Raw genomic sequence first — 18,757 nt, 5'->3', positions numbered from 1 at the left:
TGGGCGGGAGCGAGCGGGTCGGGAATCAGAAGATCAGCAGGAGCGCGATGACGACGAGGACGAGCGCGATCGCCGCAGACACCCCGAGCAGGACGTAGGGCACCTTCGAAGGACGCTCCCCGATGAGGATGTCGCCGTCCTGGCCGGTGACGTTGCGTGCGCTCAGCGGCGACGCGGGAGGGTTCTCGATCTCCTCGCCCACCTCCGCGTTGGGCAGATCCCACACCGGTCCGTCGGACTCGCCGTCCTCGTCGGCGTCGACCGAGGAGATCGGCTGGGTGGGCGGGTGCGCCGCGGCCCGACGCACCTGCTCGTCGTCCGAGGTGTGCTCGGCGGCGGGCCGGGAGACGATCGGCTCCTCGTCCGTCGACGTCGCGGGCCGTGCTCCGGCTCCGGTCTGCGTTCCGCCCGTCTTCGCGGACCCGTTCGGTGCGGTCCGGGCAGCGGGCCCGGCGGTGTCTCGACCGGAGTCGGACCCGGCGGACCCGGACTGCTCCTCGAGCTCGGCGCGGCGGGCGGCGTCCATCGCGGCCTGGGTGCGGGCGAGCGAGGTCGCGCCGGTCACCACCCGGATGCTCTGCGATGTGGGCGGATGCACCACCGGGGTGCGACGGGCGCGGGAGGCCGCCGCGCCGTTCGCCGCGGAGTCGTCCGGCCCGCCGAAGTCGAGTCCGGCCGGGTCTGCGGCAGACGCCGTAGCGGTGCTGATCTGCGGGCGTGCCGCGGCCTGGCGACGGGCGGTGAGATCATGGCCCGCGGTGTCCCGGGCCGGAGCGTCCGGGCGTACGGGGACCGGTTCTTCCGCAGAAGCGGGCGGAGGCGCCGGCGACGGCGCCGCAGGGGGTGCGGCGGGTGCGGACGCAGCGGACGAGTGCTCCGGAGCAGCACCGGGGCCGTTGCGCGGCTCACCGTCCTCCCGAGCGGGCTCGGCATCCTGCTCGCCGCTCGAGGGGCCGTCCTCCGCGTCGACCGGGGGCGGCTCGAGCCCGTGCTCGCGCAGGTAGCGCTTCCGCTCGGCACGAGTGGCGAAGTGCGGGATGTCATCGGCGCCGACGCCGGGCCGACCCGTGCCTCCCGGGAGGTTCCGGAGGTTGACGGAACTCGCTGCGTCGCGCGGAGCGGCCTCTCGCTGGGGGTGGTCCGACGCCAGCGGTCCGCGTTCGTGCCGGTCGGGCTCGAACGGTGTGTCTTCGAAGGCCGGGATCTCCGACTGCGGGGTCGGCGCCGAAGACGCAGACTCCGCGCGGGCGGCCGGAGGCGCCTGCTGGGTCGATGGCTGCTGGGTCGGGGCCTCGGTCCGAGCGGGATCTCCCTGCTGGGGAGAGGACTCCGTCTGTACGGCACCGGCAGCAGCCGCGCGCCGTTCCGCCTCCCGGCGTTCTCTGCGCGTCATGAACTGCTCAGCCATGCTCACTCCTGTACAACTCGTGTTTTGCGATGTACTGTACAACGCCGTCCGGCACGAGGTACCAGACCGGCAGATCGTCCTCCACCCGCCCCCGGCAGTCCGTCGACGAGATCGCCAGAGCCGGGATCTGCAGCAGGCTCAGGCCCTCCGTCGGCAGTCCGTCGACGACGAGCTCGTGGCCAGGTCGGGTGACGCCGACGAAATGGGCCATCGAGAACAGCTCGTCGAGGTCCTTCCACGTCATGATCTGCGCCAGGGCATCGGCTCCGGTGATGAAGAACAGCTCGGCGGTCTCCCCGTACTCCGCCCGCAGATCCCGGAGGGTGTCGATGGTGTACGTGTCCCCCGGCCGGTCGACGTCGACGCGCGACACCGTGAAGCGGGGGTTCGACGCCGTCGCGATGACGGTCATGAGGTAGCGGTGCTCAGGCGGCGTCACCTCCCGCATGCTCTTCTGGTACGGGCGTCCGGTGGGCACGAAGACGACCTCGTCGAGCGCGAACTTGGCCGCCACCTCGCTGGCGGCGACCAGGTGTCCGTGGTGGATCGGGTCGAAGGTGCCGCCCATGACACCGACCCGGCGTGAGGAGAGACTCATATCAGTGGCGGTGCGAGATGCCCTTCCACGACATGGTGATGAACATCAGCAGCATGAGCACCGCGAAGGCGATGAGCCCGAAGAAGATCGGGTGCATGGGCAGATCCACCACGGTGTGATGGGCCTCTTCGGCCTGGGCCAGCAGGATGGACGTCGTCACGGAGTGCTCCTTGTCTCACGACCGCGCGCGGTCGGGGTGATGGTCCTCAACAGTTTCTCATGCATTGTACGCAGGTGCCCCACGCAACGTGCCGTGGGACGGGGATCGTGTCAGCCGCGGACCTGCCCGCTGCCGCGCATGATCCATTTGGTGGTGGTGAGCTGGGCGAGCCCCATGGGGCCGCGCGCATGGAGCTTCTGGGTGGAGATCCCCACCTCCGCCCCGAGTCCGAACTCGCCGCCGTCGGTGAAGCGGGTCGACACGTTGATCCCGACCGCCGCGGAATCGATCGCCGCGACGAACCGCTCCGCCTTGTCGAGCTCGTTGGTGACGATGACCTCGGTGTGCCCCGAGGAGTAGGCGCGGATGTGCTCGATCGCCTCGTCGAGCCCCGCGACGATCTTCACCGCGAGCTCGAGCTGGAGGTACTCCTTGGCCCAGTCGCGGCGCGTCACCCGCTTGGTCCTCATGCCCTCGGGCGCGAACTGCGCGACGTCGGCGTCGGCGTGGACGACGACCCCGGCCTCGTCGAGCCGGGCGAGCAAGCGGGGCAGCACCCGCTTGGCGGCCTTCTCGTGGACGAGCAGGGTCTCGAGCGCGTTGCACACGCTCGGGCGCTGCGTCTTCGAGTTGATGACGAGGTCGCAGGCCATCCCGACCGGCGCGCTCGCGTCGAGGAACATGTGGACGTTGCCCACCCCGGTCTCGATGACCGGGACGATCGATTCGCGCACGACTGCGGAGATGAGCTCCGCTCCCCCGCGCGGGATGAGCAGGTCGACGTGGTCGCGCGCCTGCATGAGTACCTTGGCGCCGTCGCGGCCGTACTCGTCGATCCCCTGCACGGCGTCGGCGGGCAGCCCGGTCGAGGCGACCGCGCGGCGCAGCAGCTCGATGAGCAGGGTGTTCGAGGAGCGCGCCGCGGAGCCGCCGCGCAGCACCACCGCGTTGCCGCTCTTGAGTGCGAGCACCGCGATGTCGACGGTGACGTTGGGGCGGGCCTCGTAGATCGCGCCGACGACGCCCATCGGCACGCGCTCCTGCCGCAGCAGGATGCCGTTGGGCAGGGTCCGGCCGAGCACGACGTCGCCCACCGGGTCCGGCAGCGCCACGACCTCGCGCACCGCGGCGGCGACTTCCGCGATCCGCTCGTCGGTGAGGGTGAGCCGGTCGATCATCGCCTCCGGGGTGTCCTTCTTCCGGGCGGTCTCGATGTCCTCGGCGTTCGCGGCCCGGATGTCCTCGGTGTTGTCCTCGAGGATGCGGGCGATCGCCTCGAGCGCGGCGTCCTTCTCCGTCGTGGAGGCGGCGGCGAGCGCGAAGGAGGCGGCCTTGGCCGCGCGCACCGTGCGGGTGACTCCGCGCACGGTCTTCTGGTCGATGTCGGGGGTGGGCGTGGGGATGTCGGTCATAGTGTTGCTTTCCTAGAACACCGCATCCGTGAGGACGAGGTCGTTGCGATGGATGACCTCTTTACGGTAGTCGCCGCCGAACCTGTCGCCAAGTGCGTCGATCGACATCCCGAACATGCCCGGCAGCTCGTGGGAGGCGAAATTCACCATCCCGCGCGCGATGAGGTCCCCGGCCGGGTCGCGCACGTCGACAGGGTCCCCTGCCTCGAACTCGCCGCTCACCGCGGTCACTCCGGCGGCCAGCAGCGAGGTGCCGCGCCGCAGCAGCGCGCGCGCCGCCCCGGCGTCGACGTGGACGGAGCCGTGGGTCTCCGCGAGGTGGGCGAGCCACAGCAGGCGGGTCTGGCGCCGCCGGTGGGTGACCCCGAAGTACGTGCCGAGGTCCGCCCCGGCGAGCGCCGCACCGACCTGCGGGGCCGAGGTCAGCACGGTGGGGATGCCGGAGTCGGCGGCCATCGTCGCGGCCTGGACCTTGGTGAGCATGCCGCCGGTGCCGACCCCGGCCTCGCCGACCCCGCCGATCCCGACAGCGGCGAGGTCCTCGGGTCCGGCGACGAACGGCACGTGGGCGGCCCCGGGGGTGCCGGGCGGCGCGGTGTGGAGGGCGTCGACGTCGGACAGCAGGACGAGCGCGTCGGCGTGGGCGAGGTGGGCGACGAGCGCGGCGAGCCGGTCGTTGTCGCCGAACCGGATCTCCCGCGTGGCGACGGTGTCGTTCTCGTTGACGATCGGCATGATGCCCAGCGCCAGCAGCCGGTCCACGGCGCGCTGCGCGTTGCGGTAGTGGGAGCGGCGGATGAGGTCGTCGGCGGTGAGGAGCACCTGGCCGGGCACCACGCCGTGGGCGGCGAGCGCGTGCGTGTAGGCGGCCATGAGGAGGCTCTGCCCCACCCCGGCCGCGGCCTGCTGGGTGGCGAGGTCCTTGGGGCGCCGGCCGATCCCCATCGGCTCGAGCCCGGCGGCGATCGCGCCGGAGGACACGAGGATGACCTCGTGCCCGGCGGCGCGGTGGGCGGCGAGCGCTGCGGTGAGCGCGCGCAGGTGGGCGTGGTCGAGCCCGCCGGCCACGGAGGTGAGCGAGGAGGAGCCGATCTTGACGACGACCCGCTTGGCGGTGGACACCGCGCGGCGCGTGCCGGCGAGGTCGGTGCCGGCCCGCACCTGCTCCGTCATGCGCCGGACTCCCGGGCGCGCTTCTCCGCGAGGCGCTCGGCCTCGAGCTCGGCGCGCGCCTCGGCCTTGGCATCCATCCGCTCGTGGAAGGCGGCCTTGCGCTCCTTGCGGGAGGCGCGCCCGGTCTCCTCGAGGCGCAGGTCGGTCCCGCGCTGGCCGAGCAGCTCCGCCCCGCCGACCATCGTCGGGTCCCAGTCGAAGACGACACCGGCCCCGGGCCCGATGACCACGGTGGAGCCCGGCACGGCACCGGCCTTGAACAGCTCCTCCTCGACGCCGAGCCGCTCGAGCCGGTCGCCGAGGTAACCGACCGCCTCGTCGTTGGCGAAGTCGGTCTGCACGACCCAGCGCTCGGGCTTGTCGCCGAGGATCCGGAACACCGGCCCGTCGGCGGTCTCCTCGACCGTCACGCGGAAACCGGCATCGTCGACGGCCCGGGGCCGGATGACAGTCCGTTCGGGCACGGCGGGCTCGGCCTCGCGGCGGGCGCGCTCGGCGGCGACGAGCTCGGCCATCGCGAAGGACAGCTCGCGCAGGCCGCGGTGGGACACCGCGGACACGTCGAACACGCGGTAGCCGGCGGCCTCGAGGTCGGCGCGGACGATATCGGCGAGGTCCTGCCCGTCGGGGATGTCGATCTTGTTGAGCGCGACGAGGGTGGGGCGCTCGGTGAGCGGGAGCAGGTCGCCGCCGTCATGGGCGATGTCGACGGCGTACTGCGCGAGCTCGGCCTCGATCGTCGCGAGGTCGGACACCGGGTCGCGGCCGGGCTCCCACGTCGCCATGTCGATGACGTGGACGAGTGCGGCGCAGCGCTCGACGTGGCGGAGGAACTCGAGTCCCAGGCCGCGGCCCTCGGATGCGCCCGGGATGAGTCCCGGGACGTCGGCGACGGTGAAGCGGACGTCCCCGGCCTCGACGACGCCGAGGTTGGGGACGACCGTGGTGAACGGGTACTCCGCGATCTTGGGTCGGGCGGCGGACAGCGCGGCGATGAGGCTCGACTTCCCGGCCGACGGGAAGCCGATGAGCGCGATGTCCGCGACGGACTTGAGCTCGAGCACGAGGTCGCGGGTCTCGCCGGGCTCGCCGAGGAGGGCGAATCCCGGGGCCTTGCGCTTGGTCGAGGCGAGGGCGGCGTTGCCGAGCCCCCCGCGCCCACCGGCGGCGGCGACGAACTCCGTGCCGGGCTCGACGAGGTCGGCGATGACGTCGCCGGCGGTGCTCTTGACCACGGTGCCCACCGGCACCGGGAGCACCAGGGTCTCGCCGTCGGCGCCGTGGCGCAGATCGCCCTTGCCGATCCCGCCGTTGGGGGCGGAGCGGTGCGGGCTGCGGTGGTAGGGCAGCAGGGTGGTCGTCTGGTCGTCGACGAGGAGCACCACGTCGCCGCCGTCGCCCCCGTTCGCGCCGTCCGGGCCGCCGAGCGGCTTGAACTTCTCGCGGCGGATCGAGGCGCAGCCGTTGCCGCCGTCGCCTGCGGAGACGTGCAGGGTGACGCGATCGATGAACTCCGTGGCCATGGCCGTCCTTTGCGTTCGGAGGGTGCGGGTACGGGAATGGGGCGAGCCCAGCGGGCTCACCCCATCCACGTGCGGAACGTGCTCAGCGGGCGCGTGCCCGCGAGCCGACCGGTGCTGCCGGTCGCTCGGCGTCTCAGCCGGCGATGATGTTGACGACCTTGCGGCCGCTCTTGGCACCGAACTCCACGGTGCCCGCCGCGAGGGCGAAGAGGGTGTCGTCGCCGCCGCGGCCGACGTTCTGACCGGGGTGGAAACGGGTGCCGCGCTGCCGGACGAGGATCTCACCGGCGCTGACGACCTGGCCGCCGAAGCGCTTCACTCCGAGGCGCTTGGCGTTGGAGTCACGACCGTTGCGAGTCGAGCTCGCTCCCTTTTTAGTTGCCATGGTTATTCTCCTGCGAAAGAAAAGTCGGTGTCGGTCTTACTTGATGTCGGTGATCTTGAGGCGGGTGAGGTCCTGACGATGGCCCTGCCGCTTCTTGTACCCGGTCTTGTTCTTGTACTTCTGGATCACGATCTTCGGACCGCGGAGCTCGTCGACGACCTCGGCGGAGACCTTCACCTGGGCGAGCTTGTCCGCGTCATGGGTGACGGTGTCGCCGTCCACGTGCAGAACAGCGGCGAGCTCGACGGTGTCGCCTGCGGCCGCCTTCATACGGTTGACGGTGATGATGTCGCCGACGCTGACCTTCTCCTGATGGCCGCCGGCACGGACGATGGCGTAGACCATGTCGAACCTCTTCTCATGTGTTCTGCGCGGACAGCTCCGGGCTGCTCACGTCTGCTGTGACGGCAGCTCTCCCTTGGCCGAACGGGACCCGGGCGCCTGCCCATGATCCGCGCTGCCCATTGGAAGGAAGAACCCACCGTGGCGCTTGTGCACCGACGCACCATCGTACCGTCGTTCCGACCCCGGGGACAAATCGCACAGCGGGCGCGGCGGCGGTCTCAGCGCCCGTCGCGGTGCTCTTCGGCGATCCGCTCGTGATGGCGGATCACCTCGGCGACGATGAACGCGAGGAACTTCTCCGCGAACTCGGGGTCGAGGTTGGCCTCCGCGGCGAGCCGCCGCAGCCGCTCGACCTGCCGTGACTCCCGGGCCGGGTCGGCGGCGGGCAGGTCGTGGCGCGCCTTGAGCTCGCCCACCCGCTCGGTGAGCTTGAAGCGCTCGGCGAGGATGTGGAGGAGGGCGGCGTCGACGTTGTCGATGCTGCCGCGCAGGCGGGCGAGCTCGGCGGGGATCTCAGCGCTCATCGTCGTCCTCGGTGTCGGGTGCGGTGGTGGCGGCGTCCGACGGCCGCGTCCCGGACTCCGCGACGGCTGCGGGCTCGGGTCCGACAGGCCGCTCCTCGTCCATGGTAGCGGGGGCCACCGGCCGGTCCGCGGCGACCTCGTGGGCGGAGGCGTTCATGATCCGGGCGATGACCGGCAGCCGGTCCCCGCCGTCGAGGTCGTCGAGCACCACCGGCGCGCCGGTGCCGTCGGTGAGCGGCAGCGTCCAGTTGGGGTACTCCTCGGAGGTGCCCGGTTTGTTCTGCGCCCGCGTCTCCCCCACGACATCGGCGAGCGCGATCCCGACGAGCTGGGCCGAGGTGCGGGCGAGGTAGGCGTGGAGGCCCACCGTCACCGGCCACACGTCGTCGATCGTGCCCACCATGGTGTCGGTCGGCTCGAGGTCGCCGGCCTCCGCGATGGTCTTGAGGGCGTCCTGCCGGTTGCTGCGCTCCCCGGTGTAGACCTCGCGGGGGTCGGCATCGAGCAGCCCGAGCTCCTCGGACAGCTCGATGTCGGCGAGGTTGAGGTACCCGGCGGTCGGATGCATGTCGTGGGTGTTGAGGGTCGCCAGGCTGAGCGAGCGGTAGTCCCGGGGGTCGGTGAGTCCCGACTCGGTCTGCTCGAACCACAGCACCGAGGTGCCGAGCACCCCCAGCTCCGTGAGCCGCTCGCGCACCCCGGGGCCGACGGTGCCGAGGTCCTCGCCGATGACGAGCACGCCGGCCCGGTGCGCCTCGAGCGCAAGCACGGCGAGGATCGCCTCGGAGTCGTAGGAGACGTAGGCGCCGTCCTTGGGAGCGTTGCCGCGCGGCACCCACCACAGTCGGAACAGGCCCATGATGTGGTCGATGCGGATGCCGCCGGCACCGGTGAAGGCGGTGCGGAACAGGTCGCGCAGCGGGGCGTAGCCGGCGTCGGCGAGACGCCGAGGGTGCCACGGCGGCTGCGACCAGTCCTGGCCCTGCTGGTTGTAGAAGTCGGCGGGCGCACCGACGGTGGCATCGGTGGCGAGGAACGTGTCGAGGGTCCAGGAGTCGGCCCCGCCCGCGGACACGCCGACGGCGAGGTCGGTGACGAGACCGATCCGCATCCCGAGCTCGCGCGCGGTGCGCTGGGCCCGGCGCAGCTGCTCGGCGGCGATGAACTGCGTCCACATCCAGAACTCGATGTCCCCGGCGTGCTCGGCCTCGAACTCGCGCACCGCCTCGGCGCGCGGACCGGTCATCTCCTGCGGCCAGGCGACGCCTGTGGCGAGGATGCGCACCGTGTCCTTACCGGAGCGTGCGCTGTCCTTCTGCAGGGACTTCGCGGCGCGCTTCGCCTTGGCCCCGCCGCTGCTCGCGTGGCGGTAGATCGCGTTGAAGACCGCCCAGTCGCGCATCCCCTGCGGTGCGCGCTCGACGAAACGGCGGAACTTCGCCCGCCGGGCGGCGCCCACGGGGACCTTGTAGAGGAGCTCGAGGGCGGCGATCTTGTCCGCGATGATCCGGTCGCGGTCGATCGGATCGGCGGTGATCGCCGGCTTCCCCCAGCGCCGGGCGAGCGACTGGATGGCCAGCCGCTGGTCGGTGTCGATGTAGGCGGCCTCGGGGACGTCCTCGATCCGGATGTAGATCGGGTCGATCGCCTGGCGGCTCGACGGGAGGTACGGGGAGTTCTCCACCGGCGGCACCGGCGCCTGCGCATGGATGGGGTTGATGAGCACGAAGTCCGCGCCCTGTTCGGCACTGATCGCCATGAGGTCGCGGAGGTCGCCGAAATCGCCGGTCCCCCACGAGATGCGCGAGCGCAGCGAGTAGAGCTGCACGGTGATCCCCCAGGGGCGACGGTGGCTGTCGGATGCCGCCATCGCGGCGGCGGTGACGTCCTCGACGGTGGGGACGGTGCGCGGAGCGACGATGAACGGCATGGTGTCCGCGCGGTGACCGCTCGTCAGGGTGATCGTGTGCTCGCCGAGCGGCAGGTCGGCGGGGATCGCCACCGTGCGCACCTGTCGCAGCACCGGCGCGCCCTCGGTCATCACGGTGCGCGTCTCCGTCACCGGCCCGACCTCGGTGAGCGGGACGCGGGTGCCGGACTCGGTCATGAGCGACAGGCCGAAGCGCTCCCCCTCCGGCAGGGTGAACGGGATCCGCGCGGAGTTTCCGGCGAACTGGTGGGCGAACGCCGGCAGGGGCCGCGCGAATCGCGCGTCGTCGAGGGCACGGAGCCCGTCCTCGACCTGCGCACGCGTCTCGCAGCGCGCACCGAGCGCGGTGAGCACGGCAGCGAGCGTGCGGTCGGGGATCTGCACGGTCTCGCCCTCGGCGGAGCGGTACTCGGGCTGGACGCCGAGCGCCTGTGCGAGCCGGTGGAGGGGCCCGGTCATGTCGGTGACGAAATGGGGCGCTGCGGATGAGGAGGACTGCTCTGCCATGCTCCCAGCTTAGTCGGACGGCGGGGCGATCCGGTGCGCGCACGACGGAGGCCGGAACCCCAGGGGTTCCGGCCTCCGCAGGTGCAGCTCAGTCGCGGAAGAGCTTCCGTGGGATCACAGGTTGCCCTGCTCCTGGCGGATCTCGACGAGCTCCTGCTCGTCCTCGGCACCGAGCTCGTGCAGGGTGCCCGCCCTGCGGTCCGCGAGGTACTTCTTCATCTCGCGCTTGACGACCGGCATGAGCATGTACAGGCCGAGGATGTTGATGAAGGCGCACATGAACAGCGCGGCATCGGCGAAGTTGATGACCTGGCCGAAGGTCGCGACACAGCCGATGATGATGAACGCCATGAGGATGAGGCGGAACACGATGTCCGTGGCCTTGCGGCGGCCGAACAGGTAGTGCCAGGCCTTCTCGCCGTAGTACGCCCAGGTGATGAGGGTGGAGAAGGCGAACAGGGTGACGGCGATCGCGAGCAGGATGGGCCACCAGCCGGCGATCGTGGTGAACGCGTCGGAGACCAGCGTGACGCCGTCGGGCGACACACCCTCCGCGGCGTAGTCCTGCTGCGCCTGCGAGTAGGAGGCCTGGTCGGCGATGATGATCGTCAGCGCGGTCATGGTACACACGACGACGGTGTCGATGAAGGGCTCGAGCAGGGCGACGAAGCCCTCGGAGACCGGACGACGGGTCTTCACCGCCGAGTGGGCGATCGGAGCCGAGCCGATGCCGGCCTCGTTGGAGAAGGCCGCACGCTGGAAGCCGACGATCATGACGCCGAGGAAGCCGCCGGCGATGCCCTGCGGGCTGAAGGCGCCGGAGACGATCTCGCCGAAGGCCGCGGGGATGTGACCGAAGTTGCCGATGAGCACGATGAGGCAGGACACGACGTAAAGGATGCCCATGCCCGGGACGAGCTTGTCGGTGACCCGACCGATCGACTTGATGCCGCCGATGATGACGAGGCCGACGAGGACGGCGATGATGATGCCGACGATGAGGCCGGCCCACTGGCCGCCGAGCACCCCCTCGCTGCCGCCGGTGACGTTCTTCAGCTGCGCGAAGGTCTGGTTGGCCTGGAACATGCCGCCGCCGGCGACGCCGAAGAGGAGGATGGCGATGGCGAACACGCCGGTGAGCACGGTGGCGACCGGGGTGGAGAACTTGCGGAAGGCGACGGGCAGGTACTTGAAGGGACCGCCGTGGACGACGCCGTCGGAGTCGATGGTGCGGTACTTGACGCCGAGTGTGCACTCGACGAACTTCGTCGCCATGCCGAGCAGACCGGCGACGATCATCCAGAAGGTCGCGCCGGGGCCGCCCATGGCGATCGCGGCGCCGACGCCGGCGATGTTGCCGAGGCCGACGGTGCCGGACAGCGCCGAGGACAGGGCCTGGAAGTGGGTGACCTCACCCGGGTCGTCCTTCGAGGAGTACTTGCCGCGCACCACCTCGAGCGCGACGCCGAAGCCGCGGAACTGGATGAATCCCGTGTAGATCGTGAACACCAGGGCACCGATGATGAGCCAGGCGACGACGATCGGGAAGCTCACGCCGCCGATGGTGATCGGGAAGAAGATGATGTTCGAGAACGCGGTGACGAACGGGGACAGGACCGAGTCGACCCGCTGCTCGATCGGGGACAGTTCGGCCGCAAGGATGTCAGCCTGTATCGATGTTCTACTCATGGTTCACTAAACTCCACGAGAATGTGACCTGAATCAAGCCAGGACAGGGTGGCGCCCGGTTTGGTTACTCAACTGTTACCTCGGTCACAGCAGGTGACGCGCACCACACTCCTTTCGGCCCAGCCTCGGCCCAGGTCGGACGGACGACAACGGCGGCCGGGGACCCAAGGTCCCCGGCCGCCGCTGGCACGTCCTGTGCGCTCCGAATCCGGCTGATCTCAGCCGCGTCGCGCGCTCAGCCGTCCATGCCGATCATGAGCACCGGCAGCGCCGCCTTCGTCTCCGCAGGCTTCGTCTCCGCCGGCTTGGTGTCCGCCGGCTTCTCGACCGGCTTCGACTCCGATGCCTGCGGTGCCGGCTCCGGCTTCTCCTGCACCTGCGGCGCCTGCTGGACACGGGTCGCGCTGTCCGCGCCGATCATCAGCGGCGCCGGGCCGGTGGGCTTCGTCGGTGTGCGCTTGGCACGCGGCTTCCGGGCGGCGCGCTTCGGCTCCGCCGGCTCGGCGTCCTCGGCAGGCGCAGTTCCGGGCACGGTGCCGGTTGCCCCGGAGTCGGCAGGCTGGGAGTCCTCGGTGCCGGAGTCGGACCGTGCGGGCTCGGACTGCACCGCGGTCGCGGGTGCGTCCTCGCTCCGGGTGTCCTCGCTCCGGGAGTCGTCGCTCTGTGCGCCGCCCCGCCTGCTCCCCCGGCCACGGCCGCGGCGGCTCGAGCGGCGACCCGCGGTCTTCTCCTCGGAGCCGTCCGAGCCGGGATCGGGATCACCCGACCCGCCCGTGCGGGATCCCTCGCCGGACTCGTCCGCTGCGGGTGTCCCGGCCGCGGTCCCGTCCCCGGGCACCTCCTCGGCGTCCGCGGCCGAGGCCTCCGCCGCGTCCTCGTCCTTCTTGAGGGTGGCCTTGGCGATCGCGGCGACCGCCGAGCGCGAGGCGTCCTGCTTCTCCTCGTCGATCGGCTCGGAGTCGTTCCGGCGCTGGTCCTGGCGGGAGTCCTTGGCGGAGTCCTGCCCCTTCCGGCGGCGCGAGGAGCGGCCCTGCGACTGGCCGCGCCCGGATTGCTCCGGCTCGGTGCCCGGGAGCAGCAGGCCGCGCCCGGTGAAGTCCTCGCCCGCCTGGGCGAGCGACTCGGCCAGACCGGTTCCGATCCGCTTGCGGGTCATCTGCACGAGTCCTAGCGAGGTCACCTCGGCGACCTGGTGCTTGGTGCGGTCCCGGCCCAAGCACTCGATGAGGCGCCGGACCACGAGGTCGCGGTTCGACTCGAGGACCATGTCGATGAAGTCGACGACGATGATGCCGCCGATGTCGCGCAGCCGCAGCTGGCGGATGACCTCTTCGGCCGCCTCGAGGTTGTTCTTCGTCACCGTCTCCTCGAGGTTGCCCCCGGAACCGGTGAACTTGCCCGTGTTGACGTCGATGACCGTCATCGCCTCGGTGCGGTCGATGACGAGGGAGCCGCCCGAGGGCAGGTTGACCTTGCGATCGAGCGCCTTCTCGATCTGCTCGGCCACCCGGTAGTGCTCGAAGATGTCGCCGTCCGCCTCGTACCGGCTCACCCGGTCGAGGAGGTCGGGCGCGACGGCCTCGACGTACTCGCGGATGGTCTCCCACACCTTGTCGCCGTCGACGACGAGGGCGGAGAAGTCCTCGTTGAACACGTCGCGGATGATCCGGACGGTCATGTCGGGCTCGCTGTAGAGCAGCTGCGGGGCCTGCACCTTGGTCGACTTCGACTTCTTCTCGATCGACTCCCAGCGCTTCGACAGCCGTTCGACGTCGCGCCCGAGCTCCGACTCCGAGGCGCCCTCGGCGGCGGTGCGGACGATGACGCCGGACGAGCCGGGCACGAGCTCCTTGAGCACCTTCTTGAGCCGTTGGCGCTCGGTATCGGGCAGCTTGCGCGAGATCCCGGTCATCGAATTGCCGGGCACGTAGACGAGGAAGCGACCGGGCAGCGAGACCTGGCTGGTGAGCCGGGCGCCCTTGTGGCCGATCGGGTCCTTGGTGACCTGGACGAGCACGGGATCCCCGGGGTTGAGCGCGACCTCGATGCGGCGCGGCTTGCCCTCCATCCCGAGGACGTCCCAGTTGACCTCCCCGGCGTAGAGGACCGCGTTGCGGCCCTTGCCGATGTCGACGAACGCGGCCTCCATGCTCGGGAGCACGTTCTGCACCTTGCCGAGGTAGACGTTGCCGATGATCGAGGCGTGGGCCTTCGCCTCGCTGAGGTAGTGCTCGACGGCGATGCCGTCCTCGAGCACGACGAGCTGTGTGCGGCCCTCGGTCTCGCGCACGAGCATGGTGCGCTCGACGGATTCGCGGCGGGCGAGGAACTCCGCCTCGGTGATGACGGGCCGACGGCGACCGGCCTCGCGTCCCTCGCGCCGGCGCTGGCGCTTGGCCTCGAGCCGGGTCGAGCCCTTGAGACCGGTGACCTGGCTGTCGTCGGACCCTCCGCCCGCGGGCCTGCGGCTGCGGGTGCGGCGGCGACGGCGGCCGTTCGAGCCGTCCTCGGTGTCGTCGTCGGCGGAGTCATCGCCGCGGCCGGAATCGTCCTGGCCGCCCCTGCGATCCTGGTCCTGCTGCGAACCGCGGCCCGAACCGCGTCCGGAGCGGCGGCGGGACCGGTTCGAGCCACCGCTGCCGGAGTCCTCGGTGTCCTCCGAGTCGTCATCGGAGTCCTGCCCGTTCGACGCGTCGGAGTCGTCCTGCTGGTCGCGGTTGCGCGACCGCCGGCCGCGACCGCCGCGCCGGCGGCGGCGCGGCTGGGAGTCGGAGTCGTCCGAGTCGTCGTCGGAGTCGTCGGTGTCGCGGGCATCGTCCCGGGAGTCGTCAGCGGAATCGCCGTCGCCGGAATCCCCGTTCCCCGAGCCGTCCGAACGCCGGCGGGAGCGGCGGCCGGATCCGCGGGAGCGCGAGCGGCGGCCGTCGCGGCGGCCGCGGTCGTCGTCGCTGTCGCCCTCGTCCCCGGAGTCGTCGGAGTCCTCGGAGTCGTCACGATCGTCGGTGTCGTCGTCCGCGGAGTCGTCGTCGAACTCGTCCTCGTCGTCCTCGTCCCACTCCGGGTCGACCTGTTCGGCGAGCTCGGGCTGGGGCGGCTGGAACAGCAGTCCTCCGCCGGTGGGGATCGGGGCGGCTTCGAAGGTCACCGGCTCCTTGGGCGCGGAGAACGCCTGGTTGAAGGCGAAGGGATTGCGGAGGTCCACCTGCGCGGGGGCGGCGGCCTGTACGGAGGCGGGATCGTCATGGTCATCGGACTCGTCCGCACCGCTCACGGCGGACTCGAAGATCAGTCCGCGGTTGGCGACGGCGGAACGCGCCGAGCGCGGTGCCGACTCGTCCCGGGCGGTGCGGGGCGCCTCGGCCTCATCCGGGTTCCCGGAGTCGCGGCGCGCCGGCGGTGCGGCGGGCCCGCGGAGCGAACCGGCGGCATCGGCCAGTGAGTCGAGGCGGGCGCGGGTGTCCTCATCGACCTGACCGGATCCGTCCGTCCGGGATTCGTGCTCTGCGCGGAGGTTCTCGAGATCCGCGAGGATCCCGGCGGTGGGATCCTGCTGGTCCTCTGGGGTGTTCGTCATGGTGCACTGCTCCTAGCACCGAGCGGCGGGCGGCACACCGACTCGCCTGCGCTGCGGTTCGACCGGTGTCCGGGTGCGTACCCGGATCCAAAAACCTGTGGCGTACAGGGGCGGCTCGCGCGATAGTGTCGGCGCGGTGGCCAGGCCCATGCCGCTTCGTCTTGTTACCTGCCGGCGGGAGAGCCAGGCTCGGTGGAAGCGGGAGACCCGCTTGGTGTGAATGGCGGGTCGCCATGAACATTATGTCACAGGCACCCCGGCAGACCGGCGAACGGGCCGCGGGACGGCGGGTGCCGCATGCCCGCGCTTGTGCCTGCGCACCGAGCAGGTGCATTCTGGCGGGGTGAGCGCATCGCATTCCTCCACCACCGGCCACGAGCACGACGACGCGGAGTTCGGCGATTCCGGGTCCGACGGCACCCGGTTCGACGACGGCGAAGGACACCTCGACCCCGGGGCGCGTTCCCGGGGGCCCTGGTTCATGGACGAGGCCAAGCTCGGGGTCTTCCTCGTCGTGAGCTCGGTCATCGGCTTCCTCGCGTCCTTCGAACTCTCGATCGACAAGGTCCGGCTGCTCGAGAACCCCTCGGCGACGCTGTCGTGCGACTTCAATCCGTTCTTCTCCTGCGGCAGCGTCATGGCGTTCGAGCAGTCGCAGATCTTCGGGTTCCCCAATCAGTTCCTCGGGATCGCGGCGTTCATCTTCCCGCTCCTGCTCGGTGTCCTCCTCATCACCCGCACCCGGGTCCCCGGCTGGGTGATGGTCGGCCTGAATCTCGGCCTGCTCGCCGGCACCGTGCTCGTGATGTACCTCTACTACTCCTCGATCTTCGTCATCGGGATCGGCTGCCCGTGGTGCATCGTCGTGTGGACCGTGACGATCCCGCTGTTCTGCGTGGTCACCGGTTACAACGTCATCGCCGGGAACCTCGGCGCCGGGCTGCGCGACAACGGGGTCGTGCGGGCGATCGCCGGCACCGCGCTCATCATCGCCGTGCTCTGGCTGATCCTCGTCTATGCGTCCATCGTGTTCCGCTTCTGGGTGTTCTTCGGCTCGCTCGTCGGCTGACGGGAGAGCTCCAGGAGCTCGAGCAGCTCCGGGTGGTTCGCGTCGAACGCAGGGCGCTCGGAGCGGATCCGGGGCAGCGAGGTGAAGTTGTGGCGCGGCGGCGGGCACGAGGTCGCCCACTCGAGGGATCCCCCGCAGCCCCACGGGTCGTCGACCGTGACCTTCGGTGCCCTGCGGGCGGTGACCCAGACGTTCCAGAAGAACGGGATCATCGACAGGCCCAGGATCAGCGAACCTACGGTGGAGATCTGGTTCATCCACGTCCAGCCGTCCTGCGGCAGGAAATCCGCGTACCGGCGCGGCATGCCATCGGCACCCATCCAGTGCTGGATGAGGAACGTCATGTGGAAGCCGATGAACAGCAGCCAGAAGTGGATCTTGCCGAGCGACTCGTTGAGCATCCGCCCCGTCCACTTCGGCCACCAGAAGTAGAAGCCGGAGAACATCGCGAACACCACGGTGCCGAACACGACGTAGTGGAAGTGGGCGACGACGAAGTACGAGTCGTGGACCTGGTAGTCGAGCACCGGCGCGGCGAGGATGACCCCGGTCAGCCCGCCGAAGACGAAGGTGACGAGGAAGCCGCACGCCCACGGCATGGGGGTCTCGAAGGTCACCGAGCCGCGCCACATCGTGCCGATCCAGTTGTAGATCTTCACACCCGTCGGCACCGCGATGAGCATCGTCATGAACGCGAAGAACGGGAGGAGGACCGCACCGGTGACGTACATGTGGTGGGCCCACACGGTGACGGACAGCGCGGCGATCGCGATCGTCGCGTAGACGAGGCCCTTGTACCCGAAGATCGGCTTGCGGCTGAAGACGGGCATGACCTCGGAGATGATCCCGAAGAACGGCAGTGCGATGACGTACACCTCGGGGTGGCCGAAGAACCAGAACAGGTGCTGCCACATCACCGGCCCTTCGTTCTCGGGGCTGAAGAGGTGCGCTCCGGCGATCCGGTCCGCCGCCAGGCCCAGCAGCGCCACCGCGAGCGGCGGGAAGGCCATGAGGACGAGCATGCCGGTGAGGAGCACGTTCCAGGTGAAGATCGGCATCCGGAACATCGTCATGCCCGGAGCACGCATGGTGATGATCGTGGTGATGAAGTTCACCGAGCCGAGGATCGTGCCGAAGCCCTGGAACGCCAGGCCCATCGCCCACAGGTGTCCGCCGAGCCCGGGGGTGAAGGTCGTGTTGCTGAGCGGGGCGTAGGCGGTCCAGCCGAACGAGGCAGCGCCTTGCGGGGTGAGGAAGCCGGCGAGCGCGATGAGGCTGCCGAACAGGAAGAGCCAGAACGCGAAGGCGTTGAGGCGCGGGAACGCGACGTCCGGCGCGCCGATCTGGAGCGGCATGATGACATTGGCGAAGCCCGCGAAGAGAGGGGTGGCGAACATCAGCAGCACGATCGTGCCGTGCATGGTGAACAGCTGGTTGTACTGCTCCTTCGTCTCGATGATCTGCATCCCGGGCTCGAACAGCTCGAGCCGGATGAGCAGCGCCATGACGCCGCCGATGCAGAAGAACGTGAAGGAGGCGGTCAGGTACATGTACCCGATGGTCTTGTGGTCCGTCGAGGTGATCCACTCGACGAACGGTGCGCGCCGTCGCACGGGTGGCCGCTCGGGTGTCGGTGTGCGTCGTCCGGTGTCGGGGATCTCGGTTGCGCTCGTCATGACCGCGCCTGCTTCCATCGGCTGGAATGTGCGCGACGGGTCGGCGGTGGCCCTCTTCGCGCGGCCCGGAGATCGACCGGGGGCCATTCCGGTTCCTCGAGCTTCCCACCCGGGCACCGGCCGGTCTACGGATCGGACGCCTCGGACGCGAACTGCGCGGTATCCCGCAGAAACCGCGCAATTCCGCGCAGTTCGTGGGATACCGCGCAGTCCGGCGCGGGGCCGGCCCATGAGTGGGAGCCGGCCGGTGGGCGTCTCAGCCCTCGGGGAACCAGATCGCGATCTCGCGCGCGGCGGATTCCTCGGAGTCGGAGCCGTGGACGAGGTTCTTCTGCACGTTCAGCCCCCAGTCGCGGCCGAGGTCGCCGCGGATGGTGCCCGGGGCCGCAGTCGTCGGGTCGGTGGTCCCGGCGAGCGAGCGGAAGCCCTGGATGACCCCGTGGCCGGATGCGACGAGCGCGACGAGCGGCCCCTCCGACATGAACTCGACGAGCGGCGGGTAGAAGGGCTTGCCCTCGTGCTCGGCGTAGTGCGCGGCGAGCTGTTCGGGGGTGGCCCGGAGGAGCTCGAGGCGTTCGACGGTGTAGCCCTTGGTCTCGATGCGGGCGATGATCGCTCCGATCAGTCCGCGTTCGACGCCGTCGGGCTTGACGAGCACGAGAGTGCGTTCGGTCACGAGGGGTTCTCCTTCAGGGATCTCGGTTTCGCAGGCGGCGGCCGGTGTGCGGCGCCGCGATCAGTCTAGGACATGCAGGGCCCGGCGCACCGGGCGAGACGGCCTCGG

General features: G+C 70.5%; 15 protein-coding genes. 1 reads left to right on the top strand and 14 read right to left on the bottom strand.

Features of this window, described 5'->3' with window-relative positions; all coding sequences use genetic code 11:
* Window positions 1–25: 25 nt before the first annotated feature.
* The 12 genes from FDF13_RS09725 to FDF13_RS09675 all read right to left on the bottom strand — a co-directional run bounded on the left by FDF13_RS09725 (window position 26) and on the right by FDF13_RS09675 (window position 15,228).
* Window positions 26–1,408, bottom strand: a complete 1,383-nt coding sequence (locus FDF13_RS09725; protein WP_137319472.1) for a hypothetical protein — start codon at window positions 1,406–1,408, stop codon at window positions 26–28.
* Window positions 1,401–2,006 carry a nicotinate-nucleotide adenylyltransferase gene (gene nadD, locus FDF13_RS09720; RefSeq protein ID WP_137319471.1) on the bottom strand — a complete coding sequence of 202 codons (606 nt, stop codon included), beginning with the start codon at window positions 2,004–2,006 and terminating at the stop codon, window positions 1,401–1,403. The genes FDF13_RS09725 and nadD overlap by 8 nt, the downstream gene beginning before the upstream one ends.
* A 1-nt stretch (window position 2,007) precedes the next feature.
* Window positions 2,008–2,166 carry a hypothetical protein gene (locus FDF13_RS14830; protein WP_175406941.1) on the bottom strand — a complete coding sequence of 53 codons (159 nt, stop codon included), beginning with the start codon at window positions 2,164–2,166 and terminating at the stop codon, window positions 2,008–2,010.
* Between the two features lie 110 nt (window positions 2,167–2,276).
* A complete protein-coding gene (locus tag FDF13_RS09715; RefSeq protein WP_137319470.1) occupies window positions 2,277–3,578 on the bottom strand; it encodes a glutamate-5-semialdehyde dehydrogenase in 1,302 nt (433 codons plus the stop codon).
* 12 nt (window positions 3,579–3,590) lie between these two features.
* Window positions 3,591–4,751: a glutamate 5-kinase gene (gene proB / locus FDF13_RS09710; protein WP_137319469.1), complete on the bottom strand. Its 1,161-nt coding sequence runs from the start codon at window positions 4,749–4,751 to the stop codon at window positions 3,591–3,593.
* Entirely contained in the window at window positions 4,748–6,274 is a 1,527-nt protein-coding gene (gene obgE, locus FDF13_RS09705; protein WP_137319468.1) for a GTPase ObgE, read from the bottom strand. The genes proB and obgE overlap by 4 nt, the downstream gene beginning before the upstream one ends.
* 133 nt (window positions 6,275–6,407) lie before the next feature.
* On the bottom strand, window positions 6,408–6,659 hold the full coding sequence (gene rpmA, locus FDF13_RS09700) for a 50S ribosomal protein L27 (protein ID WP_137319467.1): 252 nt from the start codon (window positions 6,657–6,659) through the stop codon (window positions 6,408–6,410).
* A 36-nt stretch (window positions 6,660–6,695) separates the two neighbouring features.
* On the bottom strand, window positions 6,696–7,004 hold the full coding sequence (gene rplU, locus FDF13_RS09695) for a 50S ribosomal protein L21 (protein WP_137319466.1): 309 nt from the start codon (window positions 7,002–7,004) through the stop codon (window positions 6,696–6,698).
* Window positions 7,005–7,222: 218 nt separating this feature from the next.
* Entirely contained in the window at window positions 7,223–7,528 is a 306-nt protein-coding gene (locus FDF13_RS09690; RefSeq protein WP_137319465.1) for a chorismate mutase, read from the bottom strand.
* Window positions 7,518–9,965: a 4-alpha-glucanotransferase gene (gene malQ, locus FDF13_RS09685; RefSeq protein ID WP_137319464.1), complete on the bottom strand. Its 2,448-nt coding sequence runs from the start codon at window positions 9,963–9,965 to the stop codon at window positions 7,518–7,520. Before malQ ends, FDF13_RS09690 begins: the two co-directional genes overlap by 11 nt.
* 114 nt (window positions 9,966–10,079) lie before the next feature.
* Window positions 10,080–11,654 carry a sodium:alanine symporter family protein gene (locus tag FDF13_RS09680; protein WP_137319463.1) on the bottom strand — a complete coding sequence of 525 codons (1,575 nt, stop codon included), beginning with the start codon at window positions 11,652–11,654 and terminating at the stop codon, window positions 10,080–10,082.
* A gap of 235 nt (window positions 11,655–11,889) precedes the next feature.
* Window positions 11,890–15,228, bottom strand: coding sequence for an Rne/Rng family ribonuclease (locus FDF13_RS09675; RefSeq protein ID WP_137319462.1), 3,339 nt, complete (start codon window positions 15,226–15,228; stop codon window positions 11,890–11,892).
* A 343-nt stretch (window positions 15,229–15,571) separates the two neighbouring features.
* On the opposite strand from FDF13_RS09675, the gene FDF13_RS09670 reads away from it, so the two are divergent.
* Complete coding sequence (locus FDF13_RS09670; RefSeq protein WP_254668762.1) at window positions 15,572–16,297, top strand: vitamin K epoxide reductase family protein; 726 nt, start codon at window positions 15,572–15,574, stop codon at window positions 16,295–16,297.
* Here FDF13_RS09670 and ctaD read toward each other — a convergent pair.
* On the bottom strand, window positions 16,243–17,973 hold the full coding sequence (gene ctaD / locus FDF13_RS09665; protein ID WP_137319461.1) for a cytochrome c oxidase subunit I: 1,731 nt from the start codon (window positions 17,971–17,973) through the stop codon (window positions 16,243–16,245). The genes FDF13_RS09670 and ctaD overlap by 55 nt on opposite strands.
* A 256-nt stretch (window positions 17,974–18,229) precedes the next feature.
* Window positions 18,230–18,649, bottom strand: coding sequence for a nucleoside-diphosphate kinase (ndk, locus tag FDF13_RS09660; RefSeq protein ID WP_137319460.1), 420 nt, complete (start codon window positions 18,647–18,649; stop codon window positions 18,230–18,232).
* Between the last annotated feature and the right edge of the window lie 108 nt (window positions 18,650–18,757).

The organism is Brevibacterium sp. CS2, assembly GCF_005280295.1.
Taxonomy (GTDB): Bacteria; Actinomycetota; Actinomycetes; order Actinomycetales; family Brevibacteriaceae; genus Brevibacterium; species Brevibacterium pityocampae.
This window is presented reverse-complemented; position numbering and strand designations above follow the sequence as displayed.